The organism is Kitasatospora sp. NPDC028961, from assembly GCF_055564815.1.
In genome coordinates, this window is sequence record NZ_JBVHVO010000039.1 from 48912 (window position 1) to 65108 (window position 16197).

13 protein-coding genes are annotated in these 16197 nt (G+C 73.7%); 7 read left to right on the forward strand and 6 right to left on the reverse strand.

Translation table 11 applies throughout. The annotated features are described in order from the left end of the window. Nucleotides 1-177: 177 nt before the first annotated feature. On the forward strand, nt 178-495 hold the full coding sequence (locus ACZ4UX_RS35060) for a hypothetical protein (protein ID WP_465709598.1): 318 nt from the start codon (nt 178-180) through the stop codon (nt 493-495). Between the two features lie 106 nt (nt 496-601). Here ACZ4UX_RS35060 and ACZ4UX_RS35065 read toward each other — a convergent pair whose 3' ends face one another. Beyond that, a complete protein-coding gene (locus tag ACZ4UX_RS35065) occupies nt 602-853 on the reverse strand; it encodes a hypothetical protein (RefSeq protein WP_465709599.1) in 252 nt (83 codons plus the stop codon). A 223-nt stretch (nt 854-1076) separates the two neighbouring features. On the opposite strand from ACZ4UX_RS35065, the gene ACZ4UX_RS35070 reads away from it, so the two are divergent. The 3 genes from ACZ4UX_RS35070 to ACZ4UX_RS35080 all read left to right on the forward strand — a co-directional run bounded on the left by ACZ4UX_RS35070 (nt 1077) and on the right by ACZ4UX_RS35080 (nt 7331). Further along, nucleotides 1077-4058: an AfsR/SARP family transcriptional regulator gene (locus ACZ4UX_RS35070; protein WP_465709600.1), complete on the forward strand. Its 2982-nt coding sequence runs from the start codon at nt 1077-1079 to the stop codon at nt 4056-4058. Between the two features lie 578 nt (nt 4059-4636). Then, nucleotides 4637-5404, forward strand: a complete 768-nt coding sequence (locus ACZ4UX_RS35075; RefSeq protein WP_465709601.1) for a class I SAM-dependent methyltransferase — start codon at nt 4637-4639, stop codon at nt 5402-5404. A 79-nt stretch (nt 5405-5483) separates the two neighbouring features. Beyond that, nucleotides 5484-7331: a SpoIIE family protein phosphatase gene (locus tag ACZ4UX_RS35080; RefSeq protein ID WP_465709602.1), complete on the forward strand. Its 1848-nt coding sequence runs from the start codon at nt 5484-5486 to the stop codon at nt 7329-7331. Between the two features lie 63 nt (nt 7332-7394). Here ACZ4UX_RS35080 and ACZ4UX_RS35085 read toward each other — a convergent pair whose 3' ends face one another. Next, nucleotides 7395-9626 carry an MMPL family transporter gene (locus ACZ4UX_RS35085; protein WP_465709603.1) on the reverse strand — a complete coding sequence of 744 codons (2232 nt, stop codon included), beginning with the start codon at nt 9624-9626 and terminating at the stop codon, nt 7395-7397. 155 nt (nt 9627-9781) lie between these two features. Between ACZ4UX_RS35085 and ACZ4UX_RS35090 the strand changes: the two genes are divergently transcribed. After that, the gene (locus tag ACZ4UX_RS35090) at nt 9782-10408 is read left to right on the forward strand and encodes a TetR/AcrR family transcriptional regulator (protein WP_329489405.1); all 627 of its coding nucleotides are present in this window, start codon (nt 9782-9784) and stop codon (nt 10406-10408) included. Nucleotides 10409-10477: 69 nt separating this feature from the next. Here the strand turns inward: ACZ4UX_RS35090 and ACZ4UX_RS35095 are convergent, their stop codons facing one another. After that, nucleotides 10478-11428 (reverse strand): LysR substrate-binding domain-containing protein, encoded by a 951-nt coding sequence (locus ACZ4UX_RS35095; protein WP_329489404.1) that lies wholly within the window; start codon nt 11426-11428, stop codon nt 10478-10480. A 189-nt stretch (nt 11429-11617) separates the two neighbouring features. Between ACZ4UX_RS35095 and ACZ4UX_RS35100 the strand changes: the two genes are divergently transcribed. Together ACZ4UX_RS35100 and ACZ4UX_RS35105 are read left to right on the forward strand one after the other, a co-directional pair. Next, complete coding sequence (locus ACZ4UX_RS35100; protein WP_329489403.1) at nt 11618-12169, forward strand: peroxiredoxin; 552 nt, start codon at nt 11618-11620, stop codon at nt 12167-12169. A gap of 5 nt (nt 12170-12174) precedes the next feature. Further along, nucleotides 12175-12717: an alkyl hydroperoxide reductase gene (locus ACZ4UX_RS35105; RefSeq protein ID WP_329489402.1), complete on the forward strand. Its 543-nt coding sequence runs from the start codon at nt 12175-12177 to the stop codon at nt 12715-12717. A gap of 82 nt (nt 12718-12799) precedes the next feature. Here ACZ4UX_RS35105 and ACZ4UX_RS35110 read toward each other — a convergent pair whose 3' ends face one another. The 3 genes from ACZ4UX_RS35110 to ACZ4UX_RS35120 form a co-directional block, all read right to left on the reverse strand. Continuing rightward, nucleotides 12800-14272 carry an AI-2E family transporter gene (locus ACZ4UX_RS35110; RefSeq protein ID WP_465709604.1) on the reverse strand — a complete coding sequence of 491 codons (1473 nt, stop codon included), beginning with the start codon at nt 14270-14272 and terminating at the stop codon, nt 12800-12802. A gap of 526 nt (nt 14273-14798) precedes the next feature. Next, nucleotides 14799-15539, reverse strand: a complete 741-nt coding sequence (locus ACZ4UX_RS35115; protein WP_465601899.1) for an aggregation-promoting factor C-terminal-like domain-containing protein — start codon at nt 15537-15539, stop codon at nt 14799-14801. 448 nt (nt 15540-15987) lie between these two features. Further along, nucleotides 15988-16197: PhoH family protein (locus ACZ4UX_RS35120; RefSeq protein WP_449771865.1), on the reverse strand; the 210-nt coding region annotated here is incomplete at its 5' end.

Sequence of the window (16197 nt, forward strand, 5' to 3'; positions counted from 1 at the left end):
CGTAGGCCCACCGCCGGCCGCCGGTACGTCGGTATGACCGGTCCGGGCCGTTGACATCTCTAGAGATATTAGCTTCTCTAGAGATGCTGGGTAGTCGCCGAGCAGAACACAGGCACCGACAGCGACCAGGACCGGCGCATCCACCGCCGCGTCCGCACCAGAGCAAGGAGCACTGCGGTGAGCACCCGTAAGCGCAACACCGCGGCCTACCGACCGCGTGTGGGTGAACTCGTCCTCGACACCAGGACCGGACGCACCGGCATCTACATGGACACCCTCGGCGGAGAGCACTACCTGCGGCCCCCGGGCGGCGGCCGCGAGTGGACCACCCCACCCGACCATGTCGGCCCGGCGCCCGAGCCGCCCCCCGACGACCCCGGCCCGGCCCCCGGACCGCCCCGCCCCCGGACCGCGCCGGAGAGCCGGGCCCGGCTGAGCGCCCGGCTCGCCGCCCGCAACCAGGACTCGCGCCTCAACGAGAGCCGGGCCGCCTGACGGGGCCGGCCGCCACGGGGGCGGACCGACCGCCACGGACCGGCCGGAGAACGCGGACGGGCCGCCCGCCGAGGAGGCGGACGGCCCGGACCCGGGAGCGCGGCTGCTACGGGCGGCTGTTGATCACACCGAACGGCTCGTAGGGCTTGTCCGACCTGTCGTCGGTGTGCACCTCCGGCTCGGCCACCTCGCCACCCATCAGCTCCTGCGGGTCGACGTGCTTCTCGTCCGCCGGGACGACGTGTCCGGCCACGTTGGCCGCCGCCTCGTCGATCACCTGGGTGTCCGCGGTGGCGGACGAGGTGGTCTCCGGCTCGGCCGACGCTGTCACGGTGCTGGTGGGCTCATTCTCGGCCATGGAGTGGCTGCCTTTCAGGTCATCGGAAGTCGCTCGCGCCCGACCGAACTCGACCCAGGCGCCCGGACAGTATCGTGGGAGCCGCTAAATGTCCTATAAACATCGCGCCGCGTGTGCTGTTCTCCAGTGTTTGCAGCCGTCCGCCTAAGCTGATGCACCGCAGCGGGACCGCCGAACGCCCCGCGCGTCGCGCCTGCCGTCACAGGTCATCGGGGGAATTTCAATGGAGCATCAGGAAACGCCGTTCGGCGACATGCTGCGCTTCCAGGTGCTCGGTCCGGTGCAGGCACGGCGCGGCCAGGAGGCCTTGGCGCTCGGGTCCCCGCAGCAGCAGGCGGTACTGAGCTGCCTGCTGCTGCAACAGGGCCGGCTGGTCACCACGCAGGACCTTGTCGACGGGATCTGGGGAGAAAGGCCCCCACCGCAGGCAATTGCCGCATTGCGGACCTATGTTTCTCGTCTGCGTACCGTCATCGAGCCTCATCGGGAGGTTCGCGCACCCGCCGCGGTCCTGGTCTCCCTACCCGACGGATACGCCTTGCGGATCTCCGCCGACGCCTTGGATCTGGCGGTCTTCGAGAGCACCGTTTCCGAAGCCGCGACCGCCCGGGCCGACGGGGATCTGGTCGAGGCGCACCGGCTGCTGGTCTCCGCCCTCTCGCTCTGGAGCGGGCGCGCGTTGGCCGGCGTGCCCGGACCGTACGCCGAGACCCAGCGCCTGCGGCTGGCCGAGCGTCATGTCTCGGTCTGGGAGGAGCGGTGCGCGGCCGCCCTGGAGATCGGCCTGCACACCGAGGTGGTGGCCGAGCTGAGCTCGCTCACCGCCGAACACCCGCTCCGGGAACGGCTGCGCGAACTCCTGATGCTCGCGCTCTACCGCTCCGGCCGCCAGGCCGAGGCGCTCGGCGTCTACACCGACACCCGGAAGCTGCTGATCGAGGAACTCGGCGTCGAACCGGGCACCGGGCTCTCCGCCATGCATGCCCGGATCCTGGCGGGCGACCCGACGCTCTCCGCGCCCGCACCGCCCCGGCCCGCGGGCACCGGCGGCCGCGAGGAGGCCCCGGCCCGCGGACCGGCCCCGGCCCAGCTGCCCGCCGACGTCTCGGACTTCAGCGGCCGCGCCGGCCTGGTCGCCGAGCTCCGGGCCGTCCTGCAGGGCGCGACCGGCCAGGCCGTGGTGGTGACCTCCCTCGCGGGCATCGGCGGTGTCGGGAAGACCACCCTCGCCGTCCACGTGGCGCACAGCGTCCGGGGCGGCTTCCCGGACGGCCAGCTCTACGTCGACCTGCGCGGTGCGGGCGCGTCGCCCGCCGACCCGGCCGTCGTCCTGGGCGACTTCCTGCACTCGCTGGGCGCCACCGAAGTCCCCGACTCCCTGGAGCAACGGGCCGCGCTGTACCGGTCCCTGCTGGCCAACCGACGGATGCTCATCCTGCTCGACAACGCCCGGGACGCCGACCAGTTGCGGCCGCTGATCCCCGGCGTCTCGGGCAGCGCCGTCCTCGCCACCAGCCGCTCCCGGCTGGCCGGCATCCCCGGCGCCCAACTGGTGGACGTCGAGGAGCTGACCCCGGCCGAGGCCCTGGCGCTCTTCTCCGCGATCGTCGGCGAGCAGCGGGTGGCCGCCGAACCGGAGGCGGCCCTGGCCGTCGTCACCTCCTGCGGCTTCCTGCCGCTCGCCGTCCGGATCGCGGCGGCCCGGCTCGCCAGTCGCCCCCGGTGGAGCGTCTCCGACCTGGCCCGCCGCTTAGCGGACCAACGGCGGCGGCTCGACGAGCTCCAGCTGGGCAACCTCGCGGTCGAGACGACCATCGGCCTCGGCTACGGCCAGCTCCGGCCCGACGAGGCCCGCGCGTTCCGGCTGCTGTCGCTGGTGGACTCCCCCGACCTGCCGCTCGACGCGGCGGCCGCCCTGCTCGGCGAGGACGAGCTGCGCGCCGAGCAGCTGACGGAGGCGCTGGTCGAGGCGAACATGCTGGAGTGCTTCACCCCGGGGCGCTACCGCTACCACGACCTGCTGCGGCTCTACGCCCAGCGGCAGAACGAGAAGTCCGCCGACACGGCGGAGCAGCAACAGGCGGTGCTCCGCCTGCTGCACCACCTGCTGCCGACCATGCGCAACGCCGCCCGCCTGCTCGAACCCGACGACCAGCTCTTCGAGCCGCTGGACGAGCTCACCGCGCCCGGCCTCGGCCTGTCGGACAACGCCCGGGCCCAGCAGTGGCTCCGGGCCGAGGTCGGCATGCTGCTGAGCACCGTGGAGGCCGCGCTCGGCGGCCCGTCCGCGCTGCTGCGGCCGGCCCTCGACCTGCTGATCACGCTCAACAGCATCGTCGAGGACCCGACGCACGCCGCCCGGGCCCGCCGGCTGCTGGAAATCGCGGACGCCAACGCCCAGTCGCACGGCGACGCCCAGGCGCTCGCCCGGGTGCACTTCGCGCTGGGCACTCTGGAGTACTTCGCCAACAACTTCCAGGGCGCGGAGCGTTCACTGCGGGCGAGCCTCTCGCTGCAGGACCCCGACGACGTCACGGTCATGCGGTCGATGGTGGCCAACACCCTGGGAATCATCCTGAGCCTGGCCAACCGCGGGGACGAGGCGCTGCCGTTCTTCGAGCAGGCACTCGGCATCAGCCGGGTCGTCGGCGCCCCGATCGGCGAGGCCCGCCTGCTCGGCAACATCGCCCGCGCCCAACTGGACGTCGGCAAGACCACGGAGGCCGTGCGGTCGGTCGAGGAGGCCGTCGCCACGGCACGGCGCTCCGCCAACGACCCCTGCCTGGCCGACACCCTGTACCAGCTCGGGGTGGTGCTGTCGTCCACCGGATCGCCCCGCGAGGCGGTCGCCCACCTCCGGGAGGCGCACGCGCTCTACCAGTCCCAGCAGAACCGGCTACGCGAGGGCTACGCGCTCGCCAGGCTCGCGGTCGGCCTGCTGGCGAGCCGGCGGACGGCCGAGGCGGCCGAGGCGGCGGGCGAGTCGCTGGTGATCTCCCAGGAGATCGACGGCGCCTACTGCCAGGGCCTCGCCAACGCCGCCCTCGGCGAGGCGCTGCTCGGCCTGGCCCAGCCGGCCCGCGGGCTGGCCTGTCTGCGCGAGGCGCACGCGATCTTCACACGGCTCGGTGTGCCCGAGGCCTCCCCCGTGGCGGACCTCATCTCCCAGCAGCACACCGAGCCCCTCTCTCCCCCCGCGCCGTAGGCCCCGCACACCCCCGTGCTTCCCCCGTGGGGGCCGACCCCCGTGCGTTCGGTGCTCCCGCAGCCCCCCGGCTGCGGGAGCACCCTCAACGCTTCCCCGGCGCTGGACTCCACTGTGCACCGGGCCGATTGACGTTCGATAAACGTCGCCTTGCCGGCCCCGGACGCGGACGGATCCGCAGGTCGGGGGCGTGCTCCGACCGGCCCCGCGGCGTGCGGCGGCCGACCGCACCACCCCGGCCCGCACCCCCCGTGCTTCCGCAAGCCGGGCCACAGCACCCCAACCGTCACGAGTTGGCCGGAAAGGGACCCCACGGCGCAGTGATCACGCATATTCTCAGATGCCAGTACAGACATGACGGCACCCGTCCGGCGGATCGTCCGGAAACGGCAGCGCGGCGGCGCTCCCGCGGTGCAGAGTGTCCCTGTGCAAAGTGTCAGCGTGCAGTCAGTGTGACGCGGGGAGCGTGACGTACCGCCACCGGCAGCGGGCCGGCGGGGCAACGCGGGCGCCGGCAGGACGGCGGGCCGGCCTCGTCCGGTCGACCGGAGGCCCGGGTGGAAAGGTGCCTCTCAATCGTGACGACCGGACAGATATCCGACCCGTCCCCCCTCGACGAGGACGCGGACGGCGACGACGGTCCCGACGTCCTGCGCCGCCGTGCCGAGCGGGCCCTGCAGGCCGTCGCCTTCGACACCATCGGCGCCGGCTACGGAGAGGCCTTCCCCGCCAAGCGCGGCCAGCTCGCCTGCGGCCGCCGGCTGCTGGCCCGGCTCGAACCGGGCGCCGCCGTGCTGGACATCGGCTGCGGCACCGGCGACCCGACCGTCCGACAGCTGACCGCCGCCGGGATGCGCGTCACCGGTGTAGACCTTTCGGACGTCATGCTCACCCTGGCCCGCGCGGCGGCGCCGAACGGGCCGTTCGCCCCCGCCTTCCACCGCATCGACATGTACGACCTGGCCACCCGGCGCGCCGACCGGGCCTGGAACCTCCCGGCCCTGGGCCCGCGGGGCCGCGGCACCTTCGACGCCGTCACCGCCTTCTTCTCCCTCATCCTCCTCCCCCAGGAGGAGATCCCCACCGTGCTGACCCGGCTGCGCGCGCTCCTGCGGCCCGGCGGTCTGCTGGCGCTCGGTATGGTCGAGGCGGACCTGGATCACGTTCCACTGCCGTTCCTCGGACGGGAGCTGCGGATCAGCGGGTATCTGCGGGAGGATCTGGAACGGGTCCTGGTGGAGGCCGGGTTCGCGGTCGAGGAGCAGTCGGGGCATCCGTACGCGCCGGCCAGCACCTCGCTGCCGCCGGAGGAGCAGCTGTTCCTCTGCTGCCGACGCGTCGGCTGACCGTTCGCCACACCGCCCCACCGACCGACCGCCGGACCAGCAGAGCCACCACTCCCCATCAATCCCAGGACAGGCAGCCGTGCGCGACCAGCTCAAACCCGAGGCCGGACAGCCGCCTGCCCTCCCGGGCCCGCGCCGCACGCCACCGGCCCCGGAGGGGAGCGGGCCGAGCGCCACCGGACAGGTCGCCGAGCGGCTCGCCTACCTGGACGCCGCGACCCGGCGGATCAACAGCGCCCTGGACCTGGCCGCGACGCTGCGCAACATCTGCCGCGTCCTCGTACCGACCCTCGCCGACGCCGCCGTCGTGCACCTGCGCGACCCGCTGCCCAACGTCGAGCGCGAACCCGGCTTCCCCGACGACCTGCGGATCCACCACAGCCTCGGCACCCGGCTCGGCCGCCGCGGCCGGCCGACCACCGGCTCCGACCACCGCGGCTCCCGCTACGGCACCCGGTACGGCTCGCGCTCGACCGCCGACACCGGGCCCGCCACCCCGGTCACCCGGGGCGGGGCGCTCGCGCACACCCTGCTGAGCCGCCGCCCCGCCGAGGCCGCCGTCCTCGGGGCGGCCGGCTCCCCGGCCGCCGGCCCCGACCGGACCACCGAGCTGCTGCGCGAGCTGTACGGCCCGCGCGGGCTGGCCCGGCTCGGCCCGGGCTCCTCGGTGCTCGCCCTGCCGCTGCGCGGGCGCAAGGCCGTCCTCGGCCTGCTGGTGCTGATCCGCCGGCCGCCCGAGAAGACCGGCCGCCCCAGTTTCGACGCCACCGACACCGCCACCGCCGCCCACCTCGCCACCCAGGCCGGGCTCGCCGTGGACACCGCCCTGCGGTACGCCCGCGAGTGGGAGATAGCCAACGAGCTCCAGCGCAGCATGCTGCCGCTGCGCCTGCCCCAGCCGCACGGTGTCCGGCTCGCCCAGCGGTACCTGCCCGGCGAGCGCGGCGCGCAGGTCGGCGGGGACTGGTACGACGCCGTCCCGCTGCCCGGGAACCGGGTGGCGCTGATCGTCGGCGACGTGATGGGCCACTCGCTGACCTCGGCCGCCATCATGGGCCAGCTCCGCACCAGCGCCCAGACCCTGGCCGCGCTCGACCTGCCCCCGCACGAGGTGCTCTACCACCTGGACGAACAGGCCCAGCGGCTCGGCCGCGAACAGCACCTGGCCACCTGCGTGTACGCGGTCTACGACCCGATCGCCAACCGCGTGGTGCTCGCCAACGCGGGGCACGTCCCGCCGGTGCTCGTCGGGCCGGACGGCACGGCCGAGCTGCTGGAGCTGGACTCGGGCGCGCCGATCGGCGTCGGCGGGGTCGACTTCAACTCCGTCGAGCTGCCCGCCCCGCCCGGCTCCTCCCTGCTGCTCTTCACCGACGGCCTGGTGGAGACCCGCACCCGCCCGCTCAGCGACGGACTGGAGCTGCTCCGGGCCCGGCTGGCCGCCACCCAGCGGCACACTCCCGAGCAACTCTGCCAGGAGGCGCTGCGGATCCTGCCGCCGGGCGACCGCGGTGACGACATCGCGCTGCTGGCCGCCTGCTTCGACGGCATCCCGGCCGGGGACGTCGCGCACTGGTACCTCCAGCCGCGCAACGAGACGCCCGGCCGGGCCCGCCGGCTGGCCGCCCACACACTGCGCCGCTGGGGGCTCGAAGAGCTCAGCGAGGCAACCGAGTTGATGGTCAGCGAGCTGGTCACCAACGCCGTCCAGCACGCCACCCGCCCGGTCACCCTGAGCCTGGTCCGCACCTCCCGGCTGCGCTGCGAGGTCGGCGACGACAGCCCGCTGCTGCCCCGCCCGCGGCGCACCGGACCGGAGGACGAACGCGGGCGCGGGCTGCAGATAGTGGCCAGGTGCGCCGAGCGCTGGGGCGCCACCCGCCTGGGCACCGGCAAGGTCGTCTGGTTCGAACAGCGGCTGCCGTAGGCCCGCCGGGTACGCCGGAGGGCGCCCGGCCGTAGTGGCCGGACGCCCTCCGGGACGGGCCCGTCAGACCCGCTGCGGCTCCTTCGCCGCGCCGCTCTCCTCGGCGCCCCCGGCCCCGCCCGCACCCTCGGGCGCGGTCCGCTCCGACTCCAGCCGGGCCATCAGCTGCTCGCCCTCCATGTCCACCCGCGGCACCACCTTCTCCAGGCTCTTCGGGAACCACCAGGCCGCCCTGCCGAACAGCGTCATCGCGGCCGGCACCAGGGCCATCCGCACCACGAAGGCGTCCACCAGCACGCCCACCGCCAGCGCGAAGCCGATCGGCTGGACGATCGGGTCGTGGCCGAAGACGAAGCTGCCGAAGACCGCGACCATGATCAGGGCGGCCGCCGTGACCACCCGCGCGCCGTTCTTCACCCCGGCGACCACGGCCTCCCGGGGCGCCATGCCGTGCACGTGGTGCTCCTTCATCCCGGAGACCAGGAACAGCTCGTAGTCCATCGCCAGCCCGAACAGCACCGCGATCAGCAGGATCGGCACGAAGCTCACCACCGGGCCCACCTTCGGCACGTCGATCAGCCCGTCCAGCCAGCCCCACTGGTAGACGGCGACCACCGCGCCGAGCGAGGCCGTGATGCTGAGCAGGAAGCCGGCCACCGCCTTCAGCGGCACCAGGACCGAACGGAAGGCCAGCGCCAGCAGCACCAGCGCGATGCCGCCGATCACCGCCACGAAGGGCGGCAGGGCGTCGCCGAGCTTGGCGGAGACGTCGATGTTGGCGGCCGTGGTGCCGGTGACGTCGATCCGCGCGCCGGTCGAGGCCCGCAGGTCGTCGCGCTGGTCGCGGATCTCCCCGACCAGCTTCCTGGTGTCGGCGTGGTCCGGGCCGGTGGTCGGGATGACGGTGAGCAGGGCCGTGCCGCTCGGCCCGTCGACGGTCGGCGGCAGCAGCGTCCGCACCCCCTCCAGGGTGCCCAGCTTCGCGGCCACTCCCTGGACGGCCTGCTCCGGCCGCGCCGCGCTCCCGGCGTCGACGACGACCACCAGTGGTGCGTTGAACCCGGGGCCGAAGCTCTCGCCGATCCGGTCGTACGCGGTACGGGCGTCGGTGCCGGCGGCCTGTGAGCCGCCGCCGGGCAGGCCGAGGCTGAGGCTCGCGGCCGGCACCGCGAGGACGCCCAGCGCGGCCAGCCCGGTGAACAGCACGACCAGCGGGCGGCGCACCACGAAGGCCGCCCAGCGCTCGCCCAGGGTCGTCCGGCCGGGGGCCTTCAGGGCCCGCCGCCAGACCGGCAGCCGGTCGATGGCCCGGCCGGCGAAGCCGAGCAGCGCGGGCAGCAGGGTGATCGCGACGAGCACCGCCACCACCACGGCGCCGGAGGCGGACAGGCCCATCACGGTCAGGAACGGCACCCCGGCGACGGCGAGCCCGGCGAGCGCGACCACCACGGTCAGACCGGCGAAGACCACCGCGCTGCCGGCCGTGGCGTTGGCGCGGGCCGCCGCCTCCTCCGGCTCCAGGCCCTCGGCGAGGTGCCGGCGGTGCCGGGAGAGGATGAACAGGGCGTAGTCGATGCCGACCGCGAGGCCGACCATCAGGGCCAGCACCGGCGCGGTGGTGATGATCTCGAACGAGCCGGAGAGGGCCAGCAGCGCGGCCATCGCCACCCCGACCCCGAGCAGGGCGGTCAGCAGCGGCAGCCCGGCGGCGACCAGCGAGCCCAGGGTGATCACCAGGACCACGCCGGCCACCATCAGGCCGACCGCCTCGCCGCCGTCGACCTGCGCCATCCGGTTGTAGGCGTCGCCGCCGAAGGCGACCGTCAGCCCGGCGTCGCCGGCCGGGTCGGCGGCCGCCCGGACCGCGTCGCGCTGCTGGTCGGTGACGTCCGCGAGCGGGCGGTCGAAGGAGACCAGGGCCAGCGCGACCCTGCCGTCCGGGGAGAGCGCGCCGGTGGCGTAGGGGTCGGGGACCGCCGCGACCCCGGGCACGGCGGCGATCCGGCCGACCGCCGCGCTGACGGCCCCGGCCGCCTCGGCGGTGGTGATGCCGCCGGACGCCGGGGCGCCGAAGACCACCTGGGCCGCGCCGTGGCCCTGCTCCGGGAAGGTGCCCTTGATGCGGTCCAGGGTGCTCTGCGCCTCGGTGCCGGGCACCTTGAACTCGTCGCTGGTCTTGCCGGCGAAGGCCCCGGCGGCCCCGCCGACCGCGATCAGCACGGCGATCCAGACGGCGAGCACGGCGCGCCTGCGACGGAAGCAGTAGCGGCCCAGGCGGTACAGGTACGTGGCCATGAGTGAACCCTCGATCACGTCGGTCGGCGAGCGGGTGCCCGAACAGGTCGGACTCCACCGTACGACCAACTTTGTCACCTGACAAAGTTGGCCGACATAATCGACCGACAGATTCACTCGACCGAGTTATTTGACCGTGGCGCTACCCTGGCCCAATGGCACATGTCCCCGCCTCCGAAAGGCGCCCGCAACTGGTCCGGGCCGCCATCGACCTGATGACCCGCGAGGGCGTCGCCGCCGGCAGCACCCGGGCGATCGCGGCCGAGCTGGGGGTGGCACAGGCGACGGTGCACTACACCTTCGGCACCAAGAAGGACCTCTACCGCGCCGTGGTCGAACAGCTGACGGCCGAGTTCGTGGGCCAGGTGCGCGACGCCGCACCGGGCGACGGCCCCTTCGGCGAGCAGATCCGGGCCATGGTGCACGCGCTCTGGGCGGGTGCCACCGGCGAGGAGGGGCGCTGCGTCCTGCTGGACGAGTTCGCGGCGCTGGCGCTGCGCGACCCCGACCTCCAGGAGATCATGCGGGGGCTGCAGCACGAGATCGAGGACACCGCCTCGCAGATGCTCGACGCCCTCGCGGCCGCCCACGGCCTGGAGCTGCCCCTGCCCGCGCGCGACATCGCCACGCACTTCCTGACCGGCTTCGACGGGCTGACCGACCGCTACCTGGTGCTGCGCAGCACCGGCGAGCAGCCGGACGCCGAGGCGCTGCGGGCGCTGGACCTGCTGGTCGCCACCACGGTCGGGCTCTGCCTGGGCTCGGCGGCCCGGACCGGCTGACCCGGGGCGGGTGCGGGGCGGGCGCCGCCCGGGGCCGGACCGGCAGCCCGGCCCGGCGCCCCGGCCCGGCTACTCGACGATCCGGACCGGCAGCTCCGCCAGCACCTCGCGCAGCGAGGCCGCGAACCGGTCGTACTCCGCACTGCGGGCCGAGCCCGGCCGGGTGGCGAGCCCGATCCGGCGCCCGGGCGCGGGGGCGGCGAAGCGGACGGCGGCCAGCCGGTCGGTCCGGCCCGCCTCGACGTCCAGCGCCGTGGTGGGCAGCAGGGTGACACCGAGGCCGCCGGCCACCAGCTGGACCAGGGTGGAGAGCCCGGCCGCCCGGGTGGTGGAGCCACCGGGGTCGGCGCCGACCTCGCGGCAGATGTCGAGGGCCTGGTCACGCAGGCAGTGGCCCTCCTCCAGCAGCAGCACCTCCAGGTCGAGCAGCACGTCGCGCGGGACGTCGATCCGCCCGGCGAGCGGATGCCCGGGCGGGGTGACCAGCACGAAGTCCTCGTCGAACAGCGGGATGTCCCGGGTGGGCGAGGCCCCGCCGGCCGGGAGCGCGAGCAGCAGCACGTCCAGCCGGCCGGCGGCCAGCCCCTCCAGCAGCGAGGGCGTGCGCTCCTCGTGGACGTGCAGCTCCAGCTCCGGATAGCGGTCGCGGACCAGCCGCAGCACGGTGGGCAGCAGGTAGGGGGCGACGGTCGGGATGACGCCGAGGTGCAGCGGACCGGTGAACGGCCGGCGGGCGGCCTCCACCTCCTCGGTCAGGGCCTGCAAGGAGGCGAGCACCCGGCGCGAGTGTTCGAGCACGCGCTCCCCCAGCGGAGTGACGATCACTTTGCGTGTCGTACGCTCGACCAGCTGCGCGCCCAGCGACTCCTCCAGCGCCGCGACCGCTCCCGACAGGGCGGGCTGACTGGTCCCGGTGGCGGCCGCCGCGTCGCGGAAGTGCCGGTGCTCGGCCACCGCCACGAAGGCCTTGAGCTGGGCGACGGTGGGCGCGCGGGGGCCGCGGGGTGTGGCGCTCCCCACAGCGGCCTCGGGTTTGCGCGTGGTGCCCCTGCGGGGCCTGGGGCGGGAGGGGGGCGTGGGGGTATTGATAACTCTCTCCGATCAGACACATCGAGTGTAGCTATTTCCCTGATCAGTCCACGATGTGGAATCGTGGAAGCCGTTCCGCAATCCGGACAAACTCCCCTCATCACTTCAGGAGAAGCGAACGTGCTCACGATCGGTGACAAGTTCCCCGAGTTCGAACTCAACGCCTGCGTCGACCTGGACGCCGCGAACGCCTTCGCCGAGATCAACCACAAGTCCTACGAGGGCAAGTGGAAGATCGTTTTCTTCTGGCCGATGGACTTCACGTTCGTCTGCCCGACCGAGATCGCCGCGTTCGGCAAGCTGAACGAGGAGTTCGCGGACCGCGACGCCCAGATCCTCGGCGTCTCCGGCGACTCCGAGTTCGTGCACCACGCCTGGCGCAAGGACCACAAGGACCTGCGCGACCTTCCCTTCCCGATGCTGGCCGACGTCAAGCACGAGCTGATGCGCGCCTGTGGCGTCGAGGGCGCGGACGGCACCGCCCAGCGCGCGGTCTTCATCGTCGACCCGAACAACGAGATCCAGTTCGTCATGGTGACCGCCGGCTCCGTCGGCCGTAACCCCAAGGAGGTCCTGCGGGTGCTGGACGCCCTGCAGACCGACGAGCTGTGCCCGTGCAACTGGACCAAGGGCGAGGACACCCTCGACGCCCAGGCCCTGCTGGCGGGCTGACCGACATGGCTCTCGACGACCTGAAGTCCGCCCTCCCGGACTACGCCAAGGACCTCAAGCTCAACCTGAGCGCGGTCATCGGCAACTCCGACCTCCCCGCCCAGCAGCTCTGGGGCACCGTGCTCTCCTGCGCGATGGCCACCCGCAGCCCCGCCGTGCTGCGTGCGCTGGAGCCCGAGGCCAAGGCCAACCTCTCCCCGGAGGCGTACAACGCCGCCAAGGGCGCGGCCGCGATCATGGGGATGAACAACGTCTACTACCGGACCACGCACCTGCTCTCCGACAAGGAGTACAGCGGCATGCGGGCCGGCCTGCGGATGAACATCATCGGCACTCCGGGCGTCGAGAAGATCGACTTCGAGCTCTGGTGCTTCGCGGTCTCGGCCATCAACGGCTGCGGCCAGTGCCTCGACTCCCACGAGGGCGTGCTGAGCAAGGCCGGTGTCGCGCGCGAGGTCATCCAGGCCTCCGTGAAGATCGCCGCCGTGCTGCAGGCCGTGGCCGGCGTCCTCGACTCCGAGGCCGCCCTGGCCGGCGTCGACGCCTGATCCCACGCCACACCACGAGGGCCCGCCGGACTTCCGTCCGGCGGGCCCTCGCGCGTTCGGGTGGGCCTGGGCCCGGCCGGACCTACTCGGCGCTCACCGGCGCACCCGTCCCACCGGGCGCCGCGGCGCCCGCGGACGTGGCGGCCGCCGTCCGGGCGACGGCCGCCTCACGGGCGGCCTCCATCGCGGTGAAGACGGCCTGCCCGGCCTCGTTGCGGCGGCGCAGGTGGGCGACCACCGTGTTGGTGACCGCGATCAGCGGCACCGCGACGATGGCGCCGCCGATCCCGCCGATGATCGAGCCGGCGGCCACCCCGAGCACCACGCCCAGCGGATGCACCCGGACGGCCCGGCCGAGGATCAGCGGCTGCAGCACGTGCCCCTCGATCTGCTGGACGGCGATCAGCACCACCAGCACCATCAGCGCGGTGAACGGCCCCTCGGTGACCAGCGCGATCAGCACCGCGACGGTGCCGGTGACGAGCGCCCCGACCAGCGGGACGAAGGCCCCCAGGAAGATGATCACCGCGAGCGGCAGCGCCATCGGCACCCCGAGCATCTGGATGCCGACGCCGATGCAGACCGCGTCGATGAAGGCCACGCAGACCGTCCCGCGCACGTACGCGGTGAGCGTGGCCCAGGCCTTCGGACCGGCCCCGGCCATCGCGTAGCGGGAGTGCCGGGGCAGGCCGCGCAGCGCCCAGTTCCAGATCCGCTCGCCGTCGTAGAGGAAGAAGAAGGTGGTGAAGAAGGCGAGCAGGACGGCGGTCAGCACCTCGACGGCGATCTGCGCACCGGTGAGGCCGACCGAGGTGAGCTGCTCGGTGTTGGTGCTGATCGCCTTGGTGATCTGGTTCGCGAAGTCGGTGATCTGCTGCTGGGTCAGGTGCAGCGGCCCGGTGATCAGCCAGTCCCGGAGGGTGGCCACACCGTCCTGGACCTTGGTGGTCACGGTCGACAGGTTGGTGGTCACCTGCCAGACCACGAACCAGCCGACCAGGCCGATCCCGGCCAGACCGCTCATGAACACCCCGCCGGCCGCCAGCGACCGCGGTACGCCGTGCCGGCGCAGCCAGGAGACGGTGGGCTCCAGCAGCGCGGAGATCAGCAGCGAGGCCAGCACCGCGAAGGCCACCAGCCGCAGCATGTCGACGACCATGAAGACGACGTAGAGCGCGGCGCCGAGCAGCAGCAGCCGCCAGGTCGACTCGGCCGCCACCCGCAGGCCCCAGGGCACCGCCTCGGCCGGGGTGGCGGGCCGACCGGGGTGGAGTTCGCGCCCGAAGGCGCCGTGGGTGGGCGCCGGCGCGGCCGGGGCCTGGCCCCGGGCCGCCTCGGCGTGCTCCCCGCGCGGCGCCGGCAGCGGGGCCGGTGCCTCGGCCACGGCGGCGGGCGCCGGGGCCGGCACCTGCTCCGGTACCGGCAGCGGGTCCGGGGGTTCGTGGTACTCGGCCGCGATCGCGGCCCGCCGGCGCCGCTCGATCACGGCGGCCGCGCTCGCCACCACGGCCATGCCCTTGGCCACGGCCTTGAAGGCCTTCCCGCCCCGCGCCATCCTCGCTACCACCGCTCCCCCGTTGGGCCGCCGTGCCGGCGGTACGCCGTGGGTCGCGCCACGGCCGTCAGGGATGAAACTACCCGCCCGGCCCGGCACGAGTCCGCCGGGCGGGGCGGTTGACCGGTCGGCCGGCGGAGACCGACGGGCGCCGGGCGGCCGCGCGGCCGCCCGCGGGCCGGTCGGGCGGCCGGTCCGTATCCGGACAAACCGGTGGTGACCGGGTGGTTTCAGGCACCGGGCAACGGGGAGGACTCCGAACGAGTACAGGAGCCATCTGTCGGCGGACCGGCCGGTGCGGGGAGCAACCAGGACCCCTCCCCGCGCCCCGCGTCCGCACCCGGGCCCGCACCGCCCGCGAGCGCACTGGTCAGCGCGGCCCGGGCGGCGCGGCCCGTCCAGCGCGGCAGCCCCGCCCGGCGCGCGGCCATGGCGGCGGGGCGGCCCACCACACACCTCGGCCCCCGACCGCAGGAGAGCGGTCGGGGGCCGGGGTGGTACGGCGTGCTGCGGGTACCGGTGGTTCCTAGTACCAGTGGTGCGACTGCCAGAACGACCAGGCGCCACAGGGGCTGCCGTAGCGGCTGTTCATGTAGCTGAGGCCCCACTTGATCTGGGTGGCCGGGTTGGTGCGCCAGTCGGCACCGGCCGAGGCCATCTTGGTGCCGGGCAGCGCCTGGACCAGGCCGTACGCACCGGAGCTCTTGTTGGTCGCGGTGTAGTCCCAGCCGCTCTCGCGCTTCACGATCTGGCTGAAGCACTGGAACTGAGCGTCGCTGCCGACGATCTGCTGGGCGATCTCCTGGACCGAACCGGGGCTGACCGAAACCGGGGGGGCCGACGTGTCGGTGGCTGCCATCGCCGAGCGCGCCTTGGAGCGGTTGGCGGCGGCCTCGTCGGCCTTCCGCTTCTCCTCGGCCGCCTTGGCGGCCTTCTCCGCGTCGGCCTTGGCCTGCGCGTCAGCCTTGGCCTGCGCGTCGGCGGCGGCCTGCTGGCGCGCTGCCTCCTCGGCGGCCTTCTGCTCCGCGGCGGCCTTCGCGGCCGCATCGGCGGCGGCCTGCTGGGCGGAGGCCTGCGTGCCGATGTTGTCACTGATGGTCTGCGCCTGGGCGCCAGAGGGGACTTCGGCAAGCAGGGTCGCGCCGGCGACATCGACCGTCTGCGTCGTCTTGCCCTCGCTGCCCGAGGCCATACCCACGACGGCACCGACTGCGGTGACGGCGGTGGCGGAGGCCACAGCGACTCCCCGGACCGAGATCCGAGTCACATGGTTTCCTTCCAGCATCGCCCACGCGTGACCGTACGGGCGCAAGATGCCCCTTTGCGCTGCCCTCCGTACGGTGCTGGTCACGGGAGGTACTGACCCGGCGTCCGGAAGCGGTGGGCGACCGGGCGTTGCGATCGGGCGGCGTACGGCTCATCGGTGTTCAATTGTGCGTCCACCTACCGGAGTTGGCGGACCGTCCGGACCGGGCCCACGGTCTCCCGGGGGCCCTGTCATGCCGTACGCGGGGCCTGACAGAACCCTCACCATGCCGCACCGGGCACTGTCGACGCAATTCCCTGTTGCGTGGCGCATCTCACATTCACCGCACTGGAGTTCTCCGGACAGAAAGCACTCGATGTGATGAAAGGGACGGGGCCCGCTCCCGTCAGGAGCGGGCCCCACGCCCGGAGTTGACCCTATTGTCCGACTATGCCCTAGTGCGGGCGAATCACGGGTTGATGTCCTCCAGCATCTCCGTGACCAGCGCCGCGATCGGGGAGCGCTCGGAGCGGGTGAGGGTGATGTGGGCGAACAGCGGATGCCCCTTCAGCTTCTCGACCACCGCGACGACGCCGTCGTAGCGGCCGACCCGCAGGTTGTCGCGCTGGGCCACGTCGTGGGTCAGCACCACCCGGGAGCCCTGGCCGATCCGGGAGAG